The sequence below is a fragment of the Acinetobacter sp. CIP 101966 genome, assembly GCF_000369725.1.
GTDB lineage: Bacteria > Pseudomonadota > Gammaproteobacteria > Pseudomonadales > Moraxellaceae > Acinetobacter > Acinetobacter lwoffii_Q.
Map to the genome: position 1 here is coordinate 171,897 of NZ_KB850159.1, position 23,497 is coordinate 195,393.

The following is a 23,497-nucleotide window of genomic DNA, read 5'->3' on the forward strand; positions in this document are numbered from 1 at the left end:
TTTGACCGGCCCAATGGTTTTTTATTTTCTCGAATAATAAAACTATCTAACTCTGAATATAAGTATAGATAGTAAATTCCTTAACAAAACAAAGCGCCTGTTTACTTTTCCTCACCTAATCTGCCTAGTGTATTTTCCTTTTTCTGCTTAGCGTATTAGAAAATCAGCAATAAACCTATGGAAAGAGGAAACGATAATGAATCAGCTTCAATTTTCAGATTGTGTGCAAACCTGTATGAACTGTTCCCTGGCATGTGCCAACTGTGCCAGTGCCTGTCTTAAAGAAGAAGATCTGGAGATGATGCGGGAGTGTATCCAGCGCTGTCTGGACTGTGCAGATATCTGTCAGCTTTGCGCCCGTATGGAACAAAAGCAATCTCCATTCATGCATGAAATATGTGAACTTTGTGCGAAAGCCTGTGACTACTGTGTAGAAGAATGTGGTCATCATGAAGATGAACATTGTCAGCAATGTGCCGAAGCATGCCGCCGCTGTGCTGAAGAATGCCGAAAAATGGCGGCTTAAAAATTCGATTTGATCAACTTGACTGACTTAATCACTTCCAATAAAAAAACCGCAAGTGAAGACTTGCGGTTTTTCTGTCTAAGTCAAATATCTCACTTAGAATAAACGGTTCATACCATTCAGTGTGGCTACACGATACGCTTCCGCCATAGTCGGATAGTTAAACGTGGTTTCTACGAAGTACTTGATGGTATTGTTCGGGCTGTTCATGACTGCCTGACCAATATGGATAATTTCAGAGGCATTATTACCGAAGCAATGTACACCCAAAACTTCCAATGTTTCGCGATGGAACAGAATCTTTAATTCACCCATAGTATCACCGGTAATCTGTGCACGTGCCAAATGACGGAATGATGCCTGACCGACTTCATACGGAATTTTTTCTTCAGTCAGCTGCTGTTCAGTCTTACCAATCGAAGAAATTTCAGGAATGGTATAAATCCCGGTTGGAATATCAGTCACCGGCGCAACGTCTTTCTCGCCGCTCATATTGGCACCTGCGCAACGACCTTGGTCATAGGCAGCAGAGGCTAGCGAAGGCCAACCGATTACATCACCGGCAGCGTAGATATTTTCTACTTCAGTCTGATATTGATCATTCACAGTCAATTGACCACGGCTGTTCGGTTTCAGGCCGACATTTTCAAGGCCTAGACCATCGGTATTGCCTGAACGGCCATTACACCACAAAATCGCGTCGGCTTTAATTTTCTTGCCGCTTTGCGTGTGCATCACCACATGGTCGTCAAATGTTTCTAAAAAGTCGATCTGTTCATTATGACGAATCAATACACCCTGTTCACGCAAGTGATAAGACAGTGCATCAGAAATTTCATCATCCAGATAGCTTAAAAGTTTGTGTTGGGTGTTGATCAAGTCGACTTTATGTCCTAGACCAATAAAGATCGAGGCATATTCACAACCGATTACACCTGCACCATAAATAATGATTTTCTGGATGGAATAGTCCAGATCCAGAATTTTGTCTGAATCAAATACACGTGGATGATTAAAATCAAGAATGTCTGGACGATATGGACGCGAGCCGCTGGCAATGACCAGTTGCTTGAACATCAGCGTTTCTTTAATGCCATCTGGGTTAAATACAAAAATGGTATTTTGATCCTGAATATAGGCACGACCATGATAAATATCAATTTTATTGCGGTCGTAGAAACGTGAATGTGTATCTACTTGTTGTTGAATAACTTTATGTGCATGACGCAACACTTGCTTCATGGTGAACTGCTTCCAGTCCCCGACTTTTTGAAACAGTGGATCACGTTGATAACGGATAATACTGGATACTGTTTGACGCAATGCTTTACTTGGAATCGTACCGACATGGGTACAGTTACCACCCAGCTGTTCACGCATCTCAACGATTGCAACACGCTTACCAGATTTGGCAAGTTTCATTGCCGCGCCTTCGCCCGCAGGGCCCGAACCTAGAACTACCGCATCATATTTAACGAAAGTCCCACTAACGACCTCTTTTTTACGTGGCATTCAACGCTCCTCAAAATTAAAAAATTCACTTTAATCTACACTCTTATTATGACGTAAATCCTGTTGATTTGGTGTATTTAACTCACATATATTGCTTGATAAGAACATTTTTTAAATGAATACCCCTTTTTGCCCTATTTAGAACGAAGTCCGTTATAATAACTGCGCTATCTTTGAGTATCTCCCCCTTCAAAAACAGTGGAAAAGTTGAATATGTCTGAAAACCGTAAACCTGAACAGGGCGTCAAACTTCGCGGTGCGGAAAAAGTTGCCCGCATTCCTGTAAAAGTTGTTCCTACGGTTGAAACGCCACGCAAGCCGGACTGGATCCGGGTGAAAATGGCGGCACCTGAAGAAGTTCAACGTATTAAAACCACACTACGTCAGCAAAAATTACATACGGTGTGCGAAGAAGCCGCCTGTCCAAACCTGCCTGAATGTTTTGGTGGCGGTACTGCGACTTTCATGATTATGGGCGATATCTGTACCCGTCGTTGTCCGTTCTGTGATGTGGCTCATGGCCGTCCAAATGCACTCGATGCAGATGAACCGCGTCATATGGCAGAAACTATTGCCAATCTGGGTTTGAAATATGCAGTGATCACTTCGGTAGACCGTGATGATTTACTGGATGGCGGTGCACAGCATTTTGTAGATTGTATTAAAGAAGCGCGTGCTCTAAGCCCGAATACCCTGCTGGAAATTCTGGTGCCAGATTTCCGTGGTCGTATGGATATCGCGCTGCGCATCATGACTGAATGCCCACCAGATGTGTTTAACCACAATATCGAAACTGTACCGCGTTTATATAAAGCCATGCGTCCAGGTTCTGACTATCAACACTCTTTAAACCTGCTGAAAATGTTTAAAGAATACTGCCCGGACGTACCAACCAAATGTGGTCTGATGGTCGGTATTGGTGAAACTGAAGAAGAAGTGCTTGCCCTGCTTGATGATTTATATGCGCATGGCGTAGATTATGTGACGATTGGTCAGTATTTGCAGCCTTCAAAAGAACATGCAGCGATTGACCGCTTTGTGACACCTGAAGAATTCGAGCGTTATACCGAACATGGTCAAAAACTCGGCTTCCGCAATATCTGGGCAGCACCAATGGTTCGTTCAAGCTACTTTGCCGACCGCCAATACTACGGCGAACCTGTACCAGCAGTGCGTCGTAAAGTGGATCCTGCAAAAAAAATTGCAGTCCAGGCCATTGAAGCTTAGTCCTGTTTAAACAAATGAAATAAAAGCCCTCTCTTGTAGAGGGCTTTTTAATATCCATAATTGAAATTCTACTCAGCGTTAAACGCCATTTTTTATTTTAGATAAGATTAAGTCATTACTTATCTTCACATTTCTTTGCGCGTTCTCACTTGAAGACTGAGCATTTTTCAAACAATCTCAAAAATAGATGAAAGATTTAAAAATATCGTTGCAAGACTTGAAAACGATCATTCTCACACGTGCAATGCTGAACCTGTCCGATCCTCAAGCGACAAAAAAAATGAATGAACTGTGACAAAAATTCTATGAGATCTCGGCACAGGCAGCGTTGTATAAATCTGGAGAACTATAACAATGCTATTTATATTTGCTGTACTACTGCTATTACTTAGTTTATGGGCGGTTTTCTATTTTCAGCTCTCCCGTAGCGCGGGTGCAATTGCACTAATTGTCATGTCAGTAGTCTGTGCCTTTATTAGCCCATGGTCACTTATTCTCGGCATTCCGCTGATCCTGATTAGCCTTGTGGTGATGATCGACCCTTTACGTATGTCGTTCATTTCTAAACCGGCCTATAAAGCACTGGCCAATGCCATGCCGAGTATCAGCCCGACAGAACGTGAAGCACTGGACTCCGGAACCAGCTGGTGGGAAAAAGAACTGTTTATGGGTGCACCGAACTGGGAAACCTTTAACAGTTATCCCTATCCCAAATTATCGCTAGAAGAACAAGCTTTTCTGGACAATGAGGTTGAGACCTTGTGCAGCATGCTGGATGAATGGGAAATCCATGAGCAGAAAGCGCTGCCTGATCATGTCTGGCAATATATTAAGGAACATGGTTTCTTAGGCCTGATTATTCCCAAAGAATACGGCGGTCGTGCCTTTAGCTCCTTTGCCCAAAGTCGGGTGATGAGCAAGATTGCTTCGCGATCTCTGACCACAGCCGTGAGTTGTATGGTACCGAACTCACTCGGACCAGGCGAGCTGTTACTGCATTATGGTACCGAAGAACAGAAAGACCGTTATCTGCCGGGTCTGGCGCGAGGCGAAGAAATTCCCTGTTTCGGTTTGACCAGTCCGGAGGCCGGTTCCGATGCTGGTGCGATTCCTGATACCGGTGTAGTCTGCTATGGCCAGTTTGAAGGTCAGGAAGTACTCGGTCTGAGAATGAATTTTTCCAAACGCTGGATTACTTTGGCACCAATTGCGACAGTGGTGGGTCTGGCCTTTAAAATGTATGATCCGGATCATCTTTTGGGTGAACAGACTGAATATGGCATTACCTGTGCCCTGCTTCCTGCCAGTCATGAAGGCGTAATAGTGGGACCACGGCATAACCCGGGACCGCCATTCATGAATGGAACAGTGGAAGGTAAAGATGTCTTTATTCCACTGGACTGGATTATTGGTGGCGTAAAAAATGCCGGTAAAGGATGGCGCATGCTGATGGAATGTTTGGCAGTCGGTCGTGGCATTTCCCTACCAGCGCTGTCTACTTCTACTTCAGAAATGACTTATTTAAATGTGGGTGCTTTCTCTCGTATTCGTCAGCAATTCAAGATTTCAGTTGGCAAGTTTGAGGGTGTTCAGGAAGCCAATAGTGAAATCGCCAGTGACACCTATATGCTGGAAGCCTTCCGTTATCTGGTCACCTGTGGTCTGAATCAGGGTGGCAAGCCTGCCGTAATGACGGCGATTGCCAAATACTATGCAACTGAAGGCATGCGTAAAGTGGTCAATCACGGCATGGATGTGGTCGGTGGTCGTGCCATTCAGATGGGGCCGCGTAACTTTCTGGCACCTTACTATCAGGCAATTCCAGTCTCCATTACCGTCGAAGGCGCCAATATTCTCAGTCGTTCCTTGATGATTTTTGGACAGGGTTCAATGCGCTGCCATCCTTATCTATATGAAGAATTACAGCTCTTACAGGCAGAAGACTCGGCAGCGGCTCTAAATCCTTTTGATAACTTGCTGTTTAAGCATTTGGGTTACACCTTTAACCGGACTGCTCGCTCCTTTGCCTATGCCTTTACAGGTGGCTCAAGTGCTGCGCCGCAAAGTGCGGTTGATTTCACCCAGCCTTATTATAAGATCATTAATCGGCTGAGTGCCAACTTTGCTTTAACTGCGGATATGTGCCTAGGTTTACTCGCAGGGGATATCAAACGTAAGGAAATGCTTTCGGGTCGTCTGGCCGATATTCATGCACATCTGTTTATTGCTTCCTCAATTCTGAAATATTTTGAGCATAGCAAAAAGACTGAAGATGAGCGTTTACATGCACAGCTTGCGGTAGAAAAGTCTCTGTATACAGCGCAAGAAGCTTTTTTCGATCTGTTTGCCAACTTTCCATCAGGTGCAGCAGCAGGTATGGTCAAACTGTTATGTTTCCCACTTGGCCGCCCATTGAAAAAACCGTCAGACCAGCTAAAACAGCAGGTAGCCAACAGTATGATGGAAGACAATGCTTTCCGGAAAGTACTGAAAAAGCATGTTTTCTATAGCACAGCGGAAGATGATGTAAATGGTCGTATGGAATCAACCTTCACCATGTTATTGGAAATTGAGCAGCTTTGGGATCGCTTTAAAAAAGCTGAAAACAAAGGTCAATTCAAGGGACTCAGTTTTGCTGATCATGTGGCTGATGTGCATGAACAAGGCTTTATTAATGAAGAAGAAGCCAATAAGTTACTGCACTATAATGCGCGTCGCTATGACAGCATGTTGACTGATGTCTTCGATTTGCATTTACAGGAAGTATTGGAGCTGGAAAATCCTCATATTTCGAAAGCAGATGCAACAGGTACTGATACTTCAGTTCAAAGTGCACCTTCACATTCAACCAGTCCTTAGATAGAACTTTTATCTAAATCAGACCTTGATTACAAAGTGAAGTTATTTCCTGATTTCACTTTGGATATCTCAAGTGGCTATTAAGCCACTTTTTTACGACTATTGCACGATGGTATTTAAGAGATAAAACGTTAAGCTAGACTCATAATAAAATTGAGGGTCAATGATGTCACAACAAGATTATGAAAATGGCTTGAAAGTCCGTACTGAAGTGATGGGTTCAAGCTTTGTAAAGCGCGCTCAGGACAATACGGTTCCTTTTACTCAGCCTTTGCAGGACTGGATTAATGAACATGCCTGGGGTTCGACCTGGCAACGTGAAGGGGTTTTACCACGTAAATATCGTTCTTTAATTACTATTGCTTTTCTTACCGCGCAAAAAAGCCCAACTGAATTGAAAGGCCATGTTCGTGGCGCTTTGAATAATGGTGCAACAGTTGAAGAAATTCAGGAAGTACTACTGCATAGCCTGCCTTACTGCGGTGCCCCAGCTACTCAGGAAGCCTTCCGTGCAGCGCTTGAAGTGATTCAGGAATATCAGACAAATCAACAGAATTAAGAACTGCCTAGGCTATTTAACTGGCTTATCAATAATAAAGCCGGGAATTAAAATTCCCGGCTTTTTAAATTTTAAACTGATATATCTATAGCTATAACGTCTTTAACACTGTCTTTAATATTGTTTGAAAAGATTATCCTCTTAATTTAATTTGAGTCCGCTGTTCCAGTCCTTGCACCGCAGCGGAGAAATCCAGCTGACTGGCCTGTGGTTTGGCAATCTGCTGAAACTCTTGCTGAACCAAAGACATTACTGATAAATCCAGTTGCTGTTGCTGTACCAACTCCAAGGCAATGCCAATATCTTTCTGTAATAGATCCAGTGCAAAGGTCTTATTAAATTCACGGCTTAGTACACGCTGTGCCATGATATTTTCCGACATGCTGCTTTTACCACTGGAATGATTAATACAGTTTAGTGCACTGCTTAAATCAACACCCTGCCCTTTCAGCACAGTCAGCCCTTCAGCCAATGCCCATAAGTGAGTCGCCATTAAGGTATTATTCACAGCTTTTACCGCAAAGCCAGAACCGCTTTCTCCCACATATTCAATCAGGCCAGCAAAGGCATCAATGATCGGTTTGGCTCGTTCAAAGGCTTGTTCATTGCCACCCACCATCACAGTTAAAGTGCCTTTTTCTGCCCCAACAGTCTGACCGGATACTGGAGCATCCAGATAAAAACTGCCTTGTTGCTCCAAGAGCTTCGCCAGTTTTTGGGCAGATTCCGGTACACCGCTGGTACAGTCAATCCAGATTGCACCTTGTTTGGGTGGATGGGCTGCAATCAATGCTTCCACATCCTGACTGGTCGGCAAACAGGAAAAGATAAAATCTGCCTGAACCGCCTGCTTAATACTCACTGCTTGAGTTGCAAAAATTTCAGCATGCGTTACAGCTTTCTGTTCAGTTCGATTCCAGACCCAAACCTGATGCCCGAGTTTTGGCAAATGGGAGGCCATATGCCAGCCCATTGCCCCGAGTCCTAAAAATGCAATTGAATGACTCAAAAAATGCTCCTCATATTAAGCGACTGGCTTAGCCTCAACCTCAGTTACGGTTTCAGCTGGTTCAGATGCTGGCAATTCTTTATCTTCACCACGATTTAGGAACAGGTTCAACAAAATCGCAGCCAAAGTCGCAGTACCGATACCACCCAAATCGAAACCACCAATCTGCAAGCTATAATTACCTGTCCCCATAATCAGACACACCGCACCAATAATCAGGGTACTGTTCTTGGTAAAATCAACATGGTTATCCACCCAGATTTTGGCACCCGCCACAGTAATCAACCCGAAGACCACAATCGATGCGCCACCCAATAAAGCTACTGGAATGGTACTGATCACCGCACCAAATTTAGGTGAAAGTCCCAGCAAAATAGCGAAGATCCCGGCAAAAATAAATACGGTGGTGGCGTACACTTTGGTCACTGCCATCACACCGATATTTTCAGCATAAGTGGTCATCCCGGTACCGCCGACAGAAGCGGATAATGAAGTACAAACCCCATCTGCAAAGAAACCGCGTCCCATATACGGCGACAGATTTTTACCAGTCATTGCGGATACCGCTTTAAAGTGCCCAAGATTTTCTGCAACCAGAATAATGGCCACTGGTGCAATCATCAGCATGGCATTCATTTCAAAGACCGGACTCTGGAAATTCGGCAAACCAAACCATGCTGCTTCACTGACTTTGGTAAAATCAATCGCAGATCCGAAGCCCATGACGTTTGTGAAAAGGAAGTAAATCAGATAGGAAGACAATAAGCCCAATAACAGCAACAGACGGCGTACCATTCCTCGGGTAAACACAGCAATCACACTGATACAGATAATGGTGATTAATGCCATCCAGGAATCAAACTGGTTCGCTGAAACACTCTTAATTGCGACTGGCGCCAGGTTCAAACCAATGATCATCACAATCACGCCTGTCACTACTGGCGGCATCAGTTTTTCAATCCAGTTGGTACCGGTTTTCATGACCAGCAGACCAATCAAGGCATAGACAATACCGCAAGCAATGGTACCGCCAAGCGCCAGCCCGATATTGGGATTCGCCCCTGCTCCGGAGTAGCCTGTGACCGCCACCACGGCGCCAATAAAGGCAAAACTAGACCCCAGATAACTTGGCAATCGACCGCCAGTGATCAGGAAAAATAAAATGGTGCCAATCCCGGTAATAAAAATCGTGAGATTGGGATCAAACCCCATTAAAAGTGGCGCCAGCACGGTTGCCCCAAACATCGCAAACACATGCTGTAACCCGAGAATAATACTTTTCCCAGCAGGCAGATATTCATCTGTTTGCACGGGTGTGGTATCGAGATTGCCTTGGTAAGGCTTAAATTTTGGAAACCACGTTTCTTTTTCTTGCATCGGCTTCCCCTCCTTGATTAGGACTGAATTGATTTAGCACATTTTGTGTGGCTCACAGTAAGAACGGTTAAAGTACATCAGCGCATTGCCTTGACTCTGGCACATGGCTTTCACCTCACAGAACAGCACGTCATGACTGCCTACGGATAAACATTGGACCACCTCGCAGTCAAAACTGACTAAGGCATCTTCAAGTACAGGCGACTGGGTCACCAAAGTTTTCCAGTTCCCCTGACTGAAACGCTCTGCCATTGGTGTTTTTCCACCAAACAGATTGGAAAGATTTTGTTGATGTGATGCCAGGGTATTCACACACAACACCTGATTCTTTTTAAAGGTTTCATAGACTGACGCAGAACGGTTCAGGCACACCAGTAACGTTGGTGGTGTATCCGTCACGCTACATACGGCCGAAGCGGTAAATCCAGCCATTCCTGCATCGCCTTGCGTGGTAATGACATTCACTGCAGCACCTAGATTAGACATGCCCTGACGGAAAATCTGCTGATCGACCTGGGTAAAGATGTCATCTGATGCGTTAGTCGCCAAAACCTTATTTAATGCGTTATTTTCTACAACTGTTTCTGTGATGATTTTAGATAGTTTGGCATTCATGCTGTTCTCCCTCCCCCAAGTCAATATTCAGTTTCAGACCTGGGGCATCTAGTAATGAGATTGAATCAGGTGGATCGGCTTATACATGGGCAATCGAAGCAATTTCGACCAGCGCATCAGGTTTGGCCAAACCTGTCTGTACGCAATAACGTGCCGGTTTATCTCCCGGGAAATACTCAGCATAAACTGTATTAATCGCAGCATAATCTGCCCAGTCTTTGACAAAGACATGGTTAAACGTTACGTCATCCATGCTGCCACCGGCTTCTTCAATCACACGCTTGATAGTTTCCAGAATATGACGGGTCTGTGCTGCGGCATCACCGACATGCACCACATTATTATTTTCATCAAAAGCTAATGTACCGGATACATACACAATATTGTCTGCCTTGGTTGCCGGTACATAAGGTGCTAATGGTTTCGATGTTCCTGCTGGAATAATGATTTCTTTAGGCATACTATTTTTTCCTTAATTCTGATCTTTAATTCTTTATGCGCTTACAGCTGATTTAGTTTCTTTTAGTTACTCACTTTCTTTTTGAAAGGTCTCGACAAAATTTGCAGTATCTGACACCCAACCAAAGAAGGTCTTGATGTTATACAGACTGGCTTCATGAGCTTCGGCTGGACCTGCCTGATAGCAGGCATCAGCAAGTGCGACACCGAAATACTCCAGGAAGAAGCCATCACGTAGCGTCGATTCCACACAAACGTTGGTGGCAATTCCGACAAAGACCAGATTACGGATTCCTCGCACACGCAACATGCTGTCCAACGCGGTATTAAAGAAACCGCTATAACGTGGCTTTTCGATCACCAAGTCTTGTGGCAATGGCTTTAACTCATCAATCAGTTCAAAATCCCAACTACCTTTGGCCAATAACTGTCCCTGTAATTCAGGATGTTTACGCATGGTCTTTAAGGCATTGGATTTATGGAAATTTGGAGAGTCCTTACCACCCGCTTCCTTATATTCCGCATCCCAGCCATTTTTGAAATAAATCACCTGAATACCAGCTGCATGTGCAGCATCAACAGCCTTTTTAATATTTTCCACTACTGGCTTGGTCTTTGAGACATCAAAGCCCGCCAGATCCAGATAGCCGCCTTGCGAGGTATAAGCATTCTGCATATCAATGACGATCAAAGCTGTTTGTTCTGGTGCAAGACAAATCGCTTCGGGTTCAGCTTTAAGGGTTTTTCCTGTGCCGAGTTTTTCAGTAAAACCGGCTGTTACGACTGATTCACTCATGCGCTTTTCTCCATAACCGGTGCTGCATCTTCAATGACAATATGATCACGACATTTCATCAGTGGCTGGATTTTCTGACCGAAATTTTCAACGCCTTGAATAAAATCATCAAAAGTCAGTAGCACACCTTCGGTACCCTTGATCTCGCCAATTTCATCCAACATTCGTGCCACATTTCCATAGGAACCCACCAGCGTACCCATATTGATATTCACTGGAGATACACTCGAAGCCATTTGACGGATATTGGTATCTGTACCAGAAGTCGTATCTTTACCGCCTTGATTCATCAGCCAGTTAATCGCTTCCATGTCGGCACCATCGTTATAGTGCTGCCATTTGGCTTGAGCTTCTTCATCAGTTTCTGCAGCAATCACCATAAACAGCACATAAGTCTGTACATCACGGCCAGTTACATCTGTTTTTTCTTTTAGGCGGTCATTAATTTCTGCATAAGCTGTTGGAGTATTCAAGCCTTTACCAAACACGAAGTTATAATCGGCATATTGTGCAGAAAACTCTAAACCTGCATCAGACTGACCTGCGCAGATAATTTTCATATCCGCTTGTGGACGTGGGCTGACACGGCAATCTTCCATCTGGAAATGTTCGCCCTTAAAGTCTGACTTACCAGTCGCCCAAAGTTCACGCAGAATTTGTACATATTCAGACAGATATTCATAGCGTTTACCAAAATAGTCATTACCTGGCCACATACCCATTTGGGTATATTCAGGTGGTTGCCAGCCAGTCACCACATTTAGACCAAAACGGCCATTAGAAATAGAATCAATGGTAGACGCCATACGTGCCACAATTGCCGGTGGCATGACCAAAGTGGCTGCCGTTGCATAAATTTGAATTTTGCTGGTCACGGCTGCGAGACCCGCCATCAGGGTGAAAGTTTCCAGGTTATGTTCCCAGAATTCGGTCTTGCCACCAAAGCCACGCAGCTTGATCATGGAGAGTGCGAAATCGAAACCATAGTGTTCAGCACGTTGTACGATTTGTTTGTTTAACTCAAAAGTCGGCATGTACTGTGGTGCATTTTCAGAGATTAACCAGCCGTTATTTCCAATTGGACAGAAGACACCTATTTTCATTTTCACACCTCATTATTTTTAACACTTATTCAAAATTCTGATTCCACTTCGGGAATTTTATTTACAAGATAAACATTGCAAAGCGTGTGCCAACTATATTTAATTTATAATTATCAATTACTTAATATTTTATTTTTTGAATTTTTAGTAAAATAACCATTTTTACCTATGAGTCAATTTTGAACATATTGTTTCATTCAAGTGCACTCGTAGCAATTTTTGCATTTGCAGTTCATGCATCAATTCGAAGTAAAAACCATGCTGATGCTACAAAAATGATTGATTAGAAAAAATAAAAAACCAGACACGAGGTCTGGCTTTAAAAAAATCTTCAAACTAAGGGGAAATCAGGAATGAAAGGATCAGTTGATTCACCTGATCTGTCTCGGTCACAGTAGATGCATGTGCACCTGTAGCAAGCAAACTTAGCTGACTATGCGGCAAGCATTGCTGTAATTGCTGTGACCGTTGATAAGGCACCAGGAAATCATTCTGATTGGCAAGCAGATGTATAGGAATATCTTTGAGTGCCTGTTGATGTTCTGTGTTTAGTTTAAAAGTCTGCACGGCTTGTAGGCGTGCCAGAACATTTTTGATCGGTGGAAAGTCAAGGAGCTGCTTATTTTCTGCTTCGGTTAACTGATCAATATGGGTTGAAATCCACTGCGGCGGATAAAGAAATAAAGCCTGTGCTCTCACATATGCCTCTGCCTTGCTATTGAGCAATAACGAAGTCCGGGCTTCGAAACACTTCTGAGTATGAGCATCCAGCTCTCCCCAAGCATTTAACATGGTCAAACTGAGCAGCTTAAACTTTCTTTCAGCCTGATAGGTCGCCAGTTGCATGCCGATATGTCCGCCCAACGCATGCCCGATAAAATGAAACTCTCGAATGCCATCATTGATCAATAAATCCAGAATCTGGCCGGCCATATGGTCGATCGAATAAGGCGTGGGCAAGAGTTCAGAATCTGAATGACAGCCTTCCTGGTCATAAGTAACCACATGAAAATGCTGCTGTAAAACTCTAATTTGAGGATTCCAGAAACTGGCATGTCCGCCCAGTCCGGACGAAAGCACCACATAAGGTGCATCTGCCTGTGCTGCATGATGAATAAATAAAGACATAAATTTCTCATAGTTTAAATATGAGATGAACGCAGCAAAATATATGCCTAAACAGGACCTTTTTTGAACAACTGTTAAAATTACAGCCAGTAGACATTAAAGCTGTAATAAAATTCTTGTACTTCAAAACGTACGTTATAACCCAGATCTGTTAACTCGGCAGACAAGGCACGGATATCTTCCAAAGGCAGATGTTTGGGAAAAACTGTCAGTACCGCTGTATTGCCTTGCCGGGCATTATCTTCAATCAGTTGCGCCAGACGTGGCTTATACATTTCAATATTCAGGTTAGCAACATTAGATAAAATTTTGGCCTGATCTGCCGTCATAAAATTCATTTTTATTTTCTCTTTTAATGTTATTTCACTAAGCTAAATGATTTATAAAACGCTTAATATTTCACTTTTGTATCAGAACATGCTGAAAGAAAGTATAAAAAAAATCCCTCATCATGAGGGATTTTTTTTAATCAAACTTATTGGCCTGGCAGAGGAATATATTGTGAAGCACTGTCTTGTGCCTTACGTTCAGTCACCACAACCTCTAGGATCATGGTTTTTCCTGCCCGCTCAATTTCAATCTGAATGGTACTGTTTGGCTTTTGCAAGGCCACAAAATTAATCAGATGTGAGGCAGAACTAATCTCTTCCTCATTTACTTTCATAATCTTATCGCCACGCTGGATTCCAGCCTTGGCAGCAGGTCCATTCGGTAGCACTTCTGCGACCGTCACACCTTTTTCTTTGGGTTGCAGGACATCATCACGCTCTGCAGGTAATAAGCTGATCCCTAACCAGCCACGAACCACACGGCCATCTTTCAAAATGGCATTCATCACCTGCTGACAAATTTTGGCCGGAATGGCAAAACCAATCCCCAGCGAACCACCAGACTGCGAGAAAATTGCAGTATTCACACCAATTAAATTACCGGCGACATCAATAAGTGCACCGCCCGAGTTACCCGGGTTAATTGCAGCATCGGTCTGTACAAAGTCTTCATAGGTATTGATACCCAAATCTGAACGGCCCGTTGCCGAGATAATCCCCTGCGTCACGGTTTGCCCAACACCAAAAGGATTACCAATGGCCAGAACCACATCACCGACTTCATTGCCACTGAGTTTAAATGGCAAAACTGGCAATTGCGTCAGTTCAATCTTGATCACGGCCAGATCGGTATCCGGGTCAGTTCCGACCACTTTAGCTTCGGCACGACGTCCATCCTGCAAAGCCACTACAATCTGATCGGCCTGCGCAATCACGTGGTTATTGGTCAGGATATAACCGTCTGGACGTACAATTACACCCGAACCTAAACTGTTTTCATTCGGGCTTTGTCCATACTGGTCAGGCAACTGATCGCCAAAGAATTCACGAAATACCGGATCGGTCAGTAAAGGATGCGCCTGTTGCTTGACTTTTTGGGTAGTAAAAATATTCACGACAGCCGGGGCTGCCACTTTTACAGCAGCACTGTAGGAGACCACGCCTCCTGAGCGCGACGTATCAATCAACGGCTCTACTTTTTCAGCAGGCATTTTGACGCCATCTGGCGCAACTGGTGCCTTTGGTTTTTGTAGTTGTTGCCACCCCAAAAAACCGATAATGACTAAAATCAGTAACACCCAGGGTAACCATGTAAAGGTGCGGCGCACGTTGCTATCCTCTAAAATATTTTAATTCGTTGATGACTAAGTAATTTGTGTCCTATTGTAATGCTAAATACATAACTAAACACAAAAAATTCCACAGAGATTTGTGCAGCTTTAGTTACAATTAGACCTATAGATAAATATGGGCAAGTTTTTAAACTTACAGGAATTTTATGGCGAATTTGAACGATATTATTCAATGGTGTGACCAGACTTTGGCAGCACGTGAATTTAAGGACTATGCACCGAATGGCTTGCAGATTGAAGGCAAATCCGAAGTGAATAAAATCCTCTGTGCCGTGACCGCCTCCCAGAGTGCAATTGAAGCTGCAATTGAGCAAGGCGCAGATTTATTGCTGGTTCATCATGGCTATTTCTGGAAAGGAGAAGCCTATCCGATTACGGGAATGCGTGGTAAACGCATTAAAACCCTGATTCAACATGATATCTCACTGGTTGGCTATCATCTGCCTTTAGACAGTCATCCAACACTGGGAAATAATGCCGCCATTGCGGATTTATTAGAACTCGAAAATATCGAACAGCTTGATCCGAGTGAGAAACGTCCAATTGGCAATATTGGCTATTTAAAACAGCCAATGAGTCCGGAAGATTTTAAAAATTATGTTTCAGAAAAGCTGGGCTTTGATGCGATTCATCTTCCTGCTGAAAAAACTCAAATCCATAAAGTCGGTTTCTGTACCGGTGGTGCGCAGGATTATATTCAAAAAGCGGCACTACAAGATTGTGATGCCTATATTTCAGGTGAAGTGAGCGAACGCACCTTTTATGAAGCTCAGGAACTGAATGTGCATTATTATGCTTGTGGCCATCATGCGACTGAAAAATACGGTGTGCAACGCCTTGGCAAGGCTATTTCAGAACAGTTTAATATTGAGTATGATTATTTCGAATTAAACAATCCGATTTAATTCGACTGACGGTTATGATCAGTGGCTTTATTCATATATTTTCAGGCTTTATTCTGTATTGTTATTTATACACGATGCCCATTTCTGCCCGATTATCTATTACAATAAAGCCACTTATTGTTAAAACCCAGCAAAATGCAAGGAATTGAGAACATGACAACCATTACTTTACCAGCATTACCTTACGGCTACGAAGATCTTGCTCCACACATCAGCAAGGAAACTTTAGAATACCATCACGACAAACACCACAATACGTATGTGGTTAACCTGAATAACCTGATCGCTGGTACTGAGCTTGAAGGCAAAACTCTAGAAGAAATTATTACAGCAACTGCTGGTGATGCTTCTAAAGCAGGTGTTTTCAATAACGCGGCTCAAGTTTGGAACCACACGTTCTACTGGAACTGTATGGCTAAAAACGGTGGCGGTAAAGCAACTGGTACTTTGGCTGCAAAAATTGACGAAGCTTTCGGTTCTTATGAAAAATTTGCTGAAGAATTTGCTGCTGCTGCAACTAGTCAGTTTGGTTCAGGTTGGGCTTGGTTAGTGGCTGACGAAGTAAACGGTCAGCTTTCTATCATGAAAACTTCAAATGCTGATACGCCAATGGCGCACGGTAAAATTGCAGTGTTGACGATTGACGTTTGGGAACACGCTTACTACATCGATTTCCGTAATGCTCGTCCTAAGTACATCTCTACTTTCCTAGAAAGCCTAGTAAACTGGGATTATGCAAATGCGAAATATGCAGGTCAGCCTGCAGGTGTTGAGAAATAATTTTTTATTTCTTTGCTAAAAAAATCACCCACTTCGGGTGATTTTTTTATTTTTAGGCTCTAAATGAATATTTATGAAGCAATCAATTCATTTCTTTACATTAATTGATTGACGACCTGGTTATTCATCCCTAAAATGCCGATCAGATTCTCCAATAGCTCAGTCGGTAGAGCGACGGACTGTTAATCCGCAGGTCCCTGGTTCGAGCCCAGGTTGGAGAGCCATATATTCTTCCATAGCTCAGTCGGTAGAGCGACGGACTGTTAATCCGCAGGTCCCTGGTTCGAGCCCAGGTGGAAGAGCCAAGATTCTGAAGAAACCCACTCATTGCGAAGTGGGTTTTTTTATAGCTGTATTTTTTAAATTGAGATCATATTGATTTATATGCGCGATCAACCGCTCATTTCTTATGATCCAGATCACTTATCAAAATTCAGGCTGATCGCGATTTTGCTGTTAGGACCGGTTTACATAAACATAACAGTTTAAACTACAAACCTTTTCGACTATTTTTAAAACACTTGATTCAATTTCTTCAGCTTTTTTCTAAAAGTGCCTTGACCCCTTTTCAAATCTCTCTATAATCGCTGTCAGATTCTCCAATAGCTCAGTCGGTAGAGCGACGGACTGTTAATCCGCAGGTCCCTGGTTCGAGCCCAGGTTGGAGAGCCAATCTATTCTCCCATAGCTCAGTCGGTAGAGCGACGGACTGTTAATCCGCAGGTCCCTGGTTCGAGCCCAGGTGGGAGAGCCAAGATTCTGAAGAAACCCACTCATTGCGAAGTGGGTTTTTTTATTCTCCCCTTTTGTGATCTGTGTTTAATTTGAGTCAGTTTATATTTTTTGTGATTGGCTGCCTGGCAACTTTTGCATTAGTTTGCCTGCTCTTCCCACATCTCTTCACCCGTCAAAAGAAATTCTATCCGAAGCGCGTCATTACTGCTTTTGAAAGCAGGATGTTTACACGTCTGAAAGATGCCTTTCCTCATCATCACATTCTGGCACAAGTCGCGTTTAGCGCTTTGATCACGCACGATCAGATGAAAATGCGCAATCAATTTAATCGCAAAGTCACAGACTTCGTGGTACTTGATCGTGAATATAATGTAGTGGCGATTGTCGAACTGGATGATCCGAGCCATATTGGCAAAGAGCAGGAAGATGCTGAACGCGATGCCATGCTGATTGCAGCAGGCTATACCGTGATTCGATACACCCAGATTCCGACTATCAGACAACTGCAAAGGGATTTAAAATAAATTAAGCTGCAATTTCGATATTTCTCGCTGCAGCTTGAATTGGATTAATCAAAGCCTCCTGCTCCGCTTTTAATTTCTCGGCAGCTTTTCATGCTTCAAAACTAACCTATCCTCGTCCAATTTAGCGTCTCATCACAAGCATTCTCAGTTAAACCTGCCTTTCTGCAGGATTAGGGTGATAAAGTTTAAATTATCGCTCTATAATCCTTTCGAAAACAAAATATAAGTCAGATGACCTGATTGGCCTGTTCCATTTCTGGCCATCATCACCTTGCTTATTTTTGGCGTTGTTTTTTTATTCAGTGATCGTTTATTTATGCAAAATTCTATTCGTATTGGTATCGCGGGTTACGGTAATCTTGGCCGCGGTGTTGAAACTGCCATCCAGAAAAATCCTGATATGCAGCTTGTCGGTATTTTTACTCGCCGCTCACCAAGCAGCGTCTCTCCTTGCTTTGCAGAAACTCAAGTGTATAGCATGGATGCACTATTAAATGAGTTTAGCGATAAAATTGATGTGCTGATTCTTTGTGGCGGCTCTAAAGATGACTTGCCACAACAGGCGCCTATCTTTGCAAGTAAATTCAATACTGTAGATAGTTTTGATACGCATGCACGTATTCCGGAATACTATGCTGCAGTCGATGCACCCGCCCTTGCTAACAAAAAAACAGCCATGATTTCTATTGGCTGGGATCCTGGCATGTTCTCGATTAACCGTTTATTTGGTGAAGCGCTATTACCAGATGGCGAAACTTATACTTTTTGGGGTAAAGGCTTAAGCCAAGGCCATTCGGATGCGATCCGCCGTGTACCTGGGGTGAAAGCTGGTGTTCAATATACCATTCCATCCACTGATGCTATTGAACAAGTCCGCAGTGGCGCACGACCTGAGTTAAGCACCAAAGATAAACATCATCGTGACTGTTATGTGGTCTTGGAACAAGGAGCTGATGCAGCAACAGTTGAACAAACCATCGTCAGCATGCCTGATTATTTTGCAGATTATAATACGACTGTGAATTTTATCAGTGAGGAAACTTTACTGAAAGATCACCAAGATATGCCACATGGCGGTTTTGTCATTCGTAGTGGTAATACCAGTGATGCACAAAAACAGGTGATTGAGTTTTCTTTAAAGCTGAATAGCAATCCAGAGTTTACTGCAAGTGTTCTAGTGGCTTATGCCCGTGCCTGCTACCGTCTGAATCAAACTCAGCAATATGGTGCCAAAACAGCCCTAGATGTAGCACCTGCCCTACTTTCAATTAAATCTTCAGAACAATTGCGCAAAGAATTGCTTTAAGATGATTTAAATATAGCCACCGATCGGATGATGGGTGGCTATATTTTTCCATTCTAGAATACAGCTTGCCTAATTACTAAGTATCGAATATCTACAGTCAAATCATCGTTTGCAGAAACCCATGCAACTATCTACTACACAGACATTTGCAGTATTAGACAAGTGCAAAGGGATTTTAGATAGATTAAGGTGCTGTTGCACTACTTTCAGACGCAGCTTGAGTTGAATCTGCCTTAACATCCTGCTCTGCTTTGAGCTTTTCCGCAGCTTCTCGTGCTTCAATACGCGCAATCATATCTGTCTGCTGCTGCTTGTATTTTTCCTGATTTTTAGCATCACTATTCACTGCAAGAAATGCCATACTAATTAAAAATACCGGAATACAAAGTGCAAGCGTACCGAAGATCAATAGCTTTTTGACACTGCGGGGCTGTGGCTGCTCGGACATAACAAACCTGCTTTAATTTCGTCATTTAATTACACTGCCCAATATAACAAAATAAAGTCATAGCTCAAGCCTTATAGATTAGGCAATAACAAAAGCATCCTTATAGGACGCTTTTTTCTCAGTCGATAGACAGTCACTACCTCAAAGCCAGTAGTATTCCTGCAAAAATAATCAGTCCAATCCAGCGGTTATGCCTAAACGCCCAGAAACACAAATGTGGATTTTTATCTCGAGTTTTAAACCATTGGTAAATAAAATCGAGAGTGACAACAATTAATGCAGCCAAACCAAATGGAATCAGTAAATTTTCTAGCCAAAGTGCTACAGCAATCAAAAGAATACTAATGGCCTGCAAAGCGCTAATGATCTGAATATCATATCGACCAAATAAGATCGCGGTTGATTTCACCCCAATCTTTAAATCGTATTCACGATCTGCAATTGCATATTGGGTATCATAGGCTACGGTCCAGGCCAGATTACCAAAATATAGAAGCCAGCAGGTTAAATCCGGCGTTTGTCCAACTGCGGTATAAGCCATCGGAATCGACCAGGAAAATGCTGCACCCAAAAAGACTTGAGGTAAATGGGTATAGCGCTTCATAAAAGGATAAATAAACGCTAAAAATAAAGCCCCAAATGACCAGTAAAAAGTTTCGATTGGCAGAAAAAATAGCAAGCAGGCACTGGCAGCCACCAAAACCAGAAATACCATTACGGCCTCTTTGGCACTGATAATCCCGGTCGCTAATGGGCGGTTTTTAGTACGCTCCACATGTGCATCGACTTTACGGTCAGCAAAATCATTAATGGCACAGCCTGCCGCCCGCATAAAAATCACACCCAAAATCATGGGAATTAAAATTTCAATACGTGGCATGCCCTGAGCTGCAATCCACAGCGCCCACATGGTAGGCCAAAAAACCAGTTCAGTCCCAATCGGTTTATCAAAACGACAAAGATAATAATAGGCGCTAAGACGCTCACGCCAGGTGATTGCTTGTGCGGTTGCCATAAAAATCAAGCCCGTGAATTTTGTATAAAGTGTTCAAATGCCGGTAAAAATGTTTCTTGTACGATAAATTTACAGCCGTGCCAAGTATAGCAGCTCTGACGGGTCCAGCCCTCATCTAAAAGTACCACCCGGCGCTGGCACAGTGGATTAGTGCGCTGAAACAGAAACCAGCCAATCGGTTTGGTGCCAATATGCTGAAAAATTCGGGCTTTTTTTTGCAGGCTTAAAATCGGAAAGATGCTTTTGGCTTTCACCCAAGGAGACTGTTCCGAGCCGTAGAGATAACTTTCACGCACCCAGGAAGTATGCTGATGTGACATCTGCATCCATTTGGCATTGGCAAAGCTTAAACGCTGAAAATGCTCTTGAATTGGCTCGACATGGAATTGTCCTTGCGCCAAATCGGTCAGTTGTTGCGTGAGTGAACCCGATGCATACAGCCACGGTTTTAACTCAACAGGCAGAGTTGACAGCAGCACACGCTGATTTTGATTTCTAGAACGACTATTCATTGTTAACAGTTATCTGTTTTTGCAATGATTTCATATTTGCCTTGTGGGGTTTTAATTAAAATAAAACCTTCAGCACTCAAATAAAATGATTCTGGATAAGCATAATCCAGCGCTATTTCAGGATTTTTCAGCGCCACAAATTGAGCCTGCTTATAACCCTCGGGAGTCCGCCCCACTTCAAGATAAGTCACTTCAGAGAAGTTCAACTTAAAACCTTTGTTATGATCTTTTGGATCAATCCATGGATAAAAGCTGGTGTGCTTTTTACGTTGTGCCATTTAAGCCCATCAATCATTTAAAATTATAAATAGATGATACAAAAAAACCCGCGACATGCGCGGGTTTTCTTCGCTTTAATTCGTGATGAATTACAAGCTGTAGTACATATCAAATTCAACTGGGTGAGTAGTCGTGTTTAGACGACGAACTTCTTCAGTTTTAAGCTCGATATAAGCATCAAGCATTTCTTTCGTGAACACGCCACCTTTTAACAGGTAATCATGATCCGCTTGAAGTGCTTCAAGCGCCATATCCAGGCTATGCGCCACTGTAGGGATTTTTGCTTCTTCTTCCGGTGGAAGATCGTACAAGTTCTTGTCAGCAGCTTCACCTGGGTGGATCTTGTTTTGAATACCGTCAAGACCAGCCATCAACAATGCCGCGAAACCTAGGTACGGGTTCATCATTGGATCTGGAAAACGCGCTTCAATACGCTTCCCTTTCGGGCTAGACACGTAAGGAATACGGATAGATGCAGAACGGTTACGCGCTGAGTAAGCAAGCATAATCGGTGCTTCGAAATGTGGAACCAAACGCTTATACGAGTTTGTAGAAGGGTTAGTGATCGCATTCAAAGAACGGGCATGTTTAATTACACCACCGATGAAGTACAACGCCATTTCTGAAAGGCCTGCATATTCATCACCAGCAAACAGGTTTTTGCCGTCTTTAGAGATCGACATATGCACGTGCATACCAGAACCGTTATCGCCAACCATTGGTTTAGGCATAAAGGTTGCTGTTTTTGCATATTGATGCGCAACGTTCCAAACCGCATATTTGAACTGTTGAACTTCGTCTGCTTTACGCACCATAGTGTTGAAGCTCACACCAATTTCTAACTGGCAAGAAGCAACTTCGTGGTGATGTACTTCTACACGACCTGGACCCATGATGTCTTCGATACGCGCACACATGTCTGCACGCATGTCATGTGAAGAATCTACAGGAGGAACTGGGAAGTAACCGCCTTTTACGCGTGGACGGTGACCAGAGTTACCGCCTTCGTAGTCTTTGTTAGTTGACCAAGCAGCTTCTTCAGCGATCAATGTATGGCGCGCGCCAGACATGTCGATTTCCCATTTTACTTCGTCAAATACGAAGAATTCTGGTTCTGGACCAAAGAATGCAGTATCACCGATACCGGTAGATTTCAAATATTCTTCTGCACGGCGCGCAATCGAACGTGGGTCACGATCATAACCTTGACCAGTTGATGGCTCGATGACGTCACAAGTTACAACAACTGTTGGCTCTGCAAAGAACGGGTCGATAAAACCTGTTGCCGCATCCGGACGTAAAATCATGTCCGATGCTTCGATGCCTTTCCAACCTGCAATTGAAGAACCGTCAAACATTTTGCCGTCTTCAAATGTATCTTCATCAATACTGTCTGCTGGGTAAGTGACGTGTTGCTCTTTACCCTTGGTATCAGTAAAGCGAAAATCGACCCATTTTGCGCCACTTTCTTGTATGAGTTGAAGGACCTTGTTCGCCATGCTCATTTTGCTCCGATGTTTTTGTTGCACCCGTGAAGTGCGTGTTAGCAGTTGATAGTTATTAAGCAATTACCGTACCAACTTTTAAAAGTATAGATAAAATCTTGAAATCTTTATAAGAAATCATGAAGTGACAAAAATACTTTGCGGCTATTATACTAGCTGCAAAACTAAATGCACTATATTCAAGCATTCTTCATTTATTTTATTTCAGCTTTATTTTTTAGCGCACCTAAATAGTGCATGTATCTATAAAAATGTATAAGAAACATAGCTTTTTATAGCAAATATGCTGCTTTTTCTTACTTTTGTTATATTTTTACTTGTTTTTGGATAAAAATTGAGCTTTTTTTAGTAGATATCAGTAAAGAAAATTTTGCGATTCATTTGGGATTGTATGCCTATTATGAGGCATTTTCTTTAAATCTACTTTCAATAGAAAAGTTTATATAAAGCTTAATTATTCAAGTGATGTTTTTTTCATCAAGCATTTTACCTCTCTTTGACCTTAATTTTTTCATTTTTAAGTTTTACTCTAAAAAATAGCCTTTTAAATCTTTCTATGAGTAAGCCTATTACTTTAAATCATTATAAAATTTTATTTAATTTTCTACAGGTTTTTAAAGCCAATAAATTGAGCGAA

At 42.8% G+C, this 23,497-nt stretch carries 23 protein-coding genes and 4 tRNA genes; 12 read left to right on the forward strand and 15 right to left on the reverse strand.

The genetic code is table 11. The features are described from left to right. Positions 1 to 196: 196 nt before the first annotated feature. The gene (locus F891_RS03650) at positions 197 to 526 is read left to right on the forward strand and encodes a four-helix bundle copper-binding protein (RefSeq protein ID WP_004279668.1); all 330 of its coding nucleotides are present in this window, start codon (positions 197 to 199) and stop codon (positions 524 to 526) included. 96 nt (positions 527 to 622) lie between these two features. Here the strand turns inward: F891_RS03650 and sthA are convergent, their stop codons facing one another. Beyond that, positions 623 to 2,038, reverse strand: coding sequence for a Si-specific NAD(P)(+) transhydrogenase (gene sthA / locus F891_RS03655; protein ID WP_004646501.1), 1,416 nt, complete (start codon positions 2,036 to 2,038; stop codon positions 623 to 625). Positions 2,039 to 2,251: 213 nt separating this feature from the next. On the opposite strand from sthA, the gene lipA reads away from it, so the two are divergent. From lipA to F891_RS03670, 3 genes are all read left to right on the forward strand, one after another. Beyond that, a complete protein-coding gene (gene lipA, locus F891_RS03660; RefSeq protein ID WP_004279666.1) occupies positions 2,252 to 3,265 on the forward strand; it encodes a lipoyl synthase in 1,014 nt (337 codons plus the stop codon). 354 nt (positions 3,266 to 3,619) lie between these two features. After that, complete coding sequence (locus F891_RS03665) at positions 3,620 to 6,124, forward strand: acyl-CoA dehydrogenase (protein WP_005262169.1); 2,505 nt, start codon at positions 3,620 to 3,622, stop codon at positions 6,122 to 6,124. 166 nt (positions 6,125 to 6,290) lie between these two features. Beyond that, positions 6,291 to 6,683 (forward strand): carboxymuconolactone decarboxylase family protein, encoded by a 393-nt coding sequence (locus F891_RS03670; RefSeq protein ID WP_004279664.1) that lies wholly within the window; start codon positions 6,291 to 6,293, stop codon positions 6,681 to 6,683. A 133-nt stretch (positions 6,684 to 6,816) separates the two neighbouring features. On the opposite strand, the gene F891_RS03675 is transcribed toward F891_RS03670, so the two are convergent. From F891_RS03675 to F891_RS03715, 9 genes are all read right to left on the reverse strand, one after another. Further along, the gene (locus F891_RS03675) at positions 6,817 to 7,656 is read right to left on the reverse strand and encodes an NAD(P)-dependent oxidoreductase (RefSeq protein ID WP_005104603.1); all 840 of its coding nucleotides are present in this window, start codon (positions 7,654 to 7,656) and stop codon (positions 6,817 to 6,819) included. 51 nt (positions 7,657 to 7,707) lie between these two features. Next, positions 7,708 to 9,069, reverse strand: a complete 1,362-nt coding sequence (gene rutG, locus F891_RS03680; RefSeq protein ID WP_004279662.1) for a pyrimidine utilization transport protein G — start codon at positions 9,067 to 9,069, stop codon at positions 7,708 to 7,710. Between the two features lie 33 nt (positions 9,070 to 9,102). Continuing rightward, positions 9,103 to 9,618 (reverse strand): NADH-dependent FMN reductase RutF, encoded by a 516-nt coding sequence (gene rutF / locus F891_RS03685; RefSeq protein WP_004279661.1) that lies wholly within the window; start codon positions 9,616 to 9,618, stop codon positions 9,103 to 9,105. 145 nt (positions 9,619 to 9,763) lie between these two features. Beyond that, positions 9,764 to 10,144, reverse strand: coding sequence for a pyrimidine utilization protein C (gene rutC, locus F891_RS03690; RefSeq protein ID WP_004279660.1), 381 nt, complete (start codon positions 10,142 to 10,144; stop codon positions 9,764 to 9,766). A gap of 66 nt (positions 10,145 to 10,210) precedes the next feature. Beyond that, positions 10,211 to 10,939 carry a pyrimidine utilization protein B gene (gene rutB, locus F891_RS03695; RefSeq protein WP_004279659.1) on the reverse strand — a complete coding sequence of 243 codons (729 nt, stop codon included), beginning with the start codon at positions 10,937 to 10,939 and terminating at the stop codon, positions 10,211 to 10,213. After that, positions 10,936 to 12,042, reverse strand: a complete 1,107-nt coding sequence (gene rutA / locus F891_RS03700) for a pyrimidine utilization protein A (RefSeq protein ID WP_004279658.1) — start codon at positions 12,040 to 12,042, stop codon at positions 10,936 to 10,938. The genes rutB and rutA overlap by 4 nt, the downstream gene beginning before the upstream one ends. A 336-nt stretch (positions 12,043 to 12,378) precedes the next feature. Further along, the gene (rutD, locus tag F891_RS03705; protein WP_004279657.1) at positions 12,379 to 13,170 is read right to left on the reverse strand and encodes a pyrimidine utilization protein D; all 792 of its coding nucleotides are present in this window, start codon (positions 13,168 to 13,170) and stop codon (positions 12,379 to 12,381) included. Between the two features lie 80 nt (positions 13,171 to 13,250). Further along, positions 13,251 to 13,508, reverse strand: coding sequence for a hypothetical protein (locus F891_RS03710; RefSeq protein WP_004730148.1), 258 nt, complete (start codon positions 13,506 to 13,508; stop codon positions 13,251 to 13,253). Between the two features lie 137 nt (positions 13,509 to 13,645). Continuing rightward, positions 13,646 to 14,827: a S1C family serine protease gene (locus F891_RS03715; protein WP_004279655.1), complete on the reverse strand. Its 1,182-nt coding sequence runs from the start codon at positions 14,825 to 14,827 to the stop codon at positions 13,646 to 13,648. A gap of 170 nt (positions 14,828 to 14,997) precedes the next feature. Here F891_RS03715 and F891_RS03720 point away from each other — a divergent pair, with 170 nt between their 5' ends. From F891_RS03720 to F891_RS03755, 8 genes are all read left to right on the forward strand, one after another. Next, positions 14,998 to 15,756 carry a Nif3-like dinuclear metal center hexameric protein gene (locus tag F891_RS03720; RefSeq protein ID WP_004279653.1) on the forward strand — a complete coding sequence of 253 codons (759 nt, stop codon included), beginning with the start codon at positions 14,998 to 15,000 and terminating at the stop codon, positions 15,754 to 15,756. A 153-nt stretch (positions 15,757 to 15,909) separates the two neighbouring features. After that, entirely contained in the window at positions 15,910 to 16,536 is a 627-nt protein-coding gene (locus F891_RS03725) for a superoxide dismutase (protein WP_005262173.1), read from the forward strand. 148 nt (positions 16,537 to 16,684) lie between these two features. Then, a tRNA-Asn gene (locus tag F891_RS03730) sits at positions 16,685 to 16,760 on the forward strand. Positions 16,761 to 16,765: 5 nt separating this feature from the next. Next, positions 16,766 to 16,841, forward strand: a tRNA-Asn gene (locus F891_RS03735). 291 nt (positions 16,842 to 17,132) lie between these two features. Continuing rightward, positions 17,133 to 17,208: transfer RNA gene (locus F891_RS03740), tRNA-Asn, on the forward strand. Positions 17,209 to 17,214: 6 nt separating this feature from the next. Next, positions 17,215 to 17,290: transfer RNA gene (locus F891_RS03745), tRNA-Asn, on the forward strand. A gap of 61 nt (positions 17,291 to 17,351) precedes the next feature. Further along, positions 17,352 to 17,795 carry a DUF2726 domain-containing protein gene (locus F891_RS03750; protein WP_004279650.1) on the forward strand — a complete coding sequence of 148 codons (444 nt, stop codon included), beginning with the start codon at positions 17,352 to 17,354 and terminating at the stop codon, positions 17,793 to 17,795. Positions 17,796 to 18,111: 316 nt separating this feature from the next. Continuing rightward, positions 18,112 to 19,101 carry a diaminopimelate dehydrogenase gene (locus F891_RS03755; protein WP_004279649.1) on the forward strand — a complete coding sequence of 330 codons (990 nt, stop codon included), beginning with the start codon at positions 18,112 to 18,114 and terminating at the stop codon, positions 19,099 to 19,101. A gap of 184 nt (positions 19,102 to 19,285) precedes the next feature. On the opposite strand, the gene F891_RS03760 is transcribed toward F891_RS03755, so the two are convergent. From F891_RS03760 to glnA, 5 genes are all read right to left on the reverse strand, one after another. Next, on the reverse strand, positions 19,286 to 19,549 hold the full coding sequence (locus tag F891_RS03760; RefSeq protein WP_004279647.1) for a hypothetical protein: 264 nt from the start codon (positions 19,547 to 19,549) through the stop codon (positions 19,286 to 19,288). 136 nt (positions 19,550 to 19,685) lie between these two features. Beyond that, a complete protein-coding gene (gene ubiA / locus F891_RS03765; RefSeq protein ID WP_004279645.1) occupies positions 19,686 to 20,564 on the reverse strand; it encodes a 4-hydroxybenzoate octaprenyltransferase in 879 nt (292 codons plus the stop codon). Positions 20,565 to 20,569: 5 nt separating this feature from the next. Further along, positions 20,570 to 21,076, reverse strand: a complete 507-nt coding sequence (locus tag F891_RS03770) for a chorismate--pyruvate lyase family protein (RefSeq protein WP_004279643.1) — start codon at positions 21,074 to 21,076, stop codon at positions 20,570 to 20,572. A gap of 2 nt (positions 21,077 to 21,078) precedes the next feature. Then, positions 21,079 to 21,354, reverse strand: coding sequence for a hypothetical protein (locus F891_RS03775; RefSeq protein ID WP_004279642.1), 276 nt, complete (start codon positions 21,352 to 21,354; stop codon positions 21,079 to 21,081). A 90-nt stretch (positions 21,355 to 21,444) separates the two neighbouring features. Then, positions 21,445 to 22,860 carry a type I glutamate--ammonia ligase gene (glnA, locus tag F891_RS03780; RefSeq protein ID WP_004279641.1) on the reverse strand — a complete coding sequence of 472 codons (1,416 nt, stop codon included), beginning with the start codon at positions 22,858 to 22,860 and terminating at the stop codon, positions 21,445 to 21,447. Between the last annotated feature and the right edge of the window lie 637 nt (positions 22,861 to 23,497).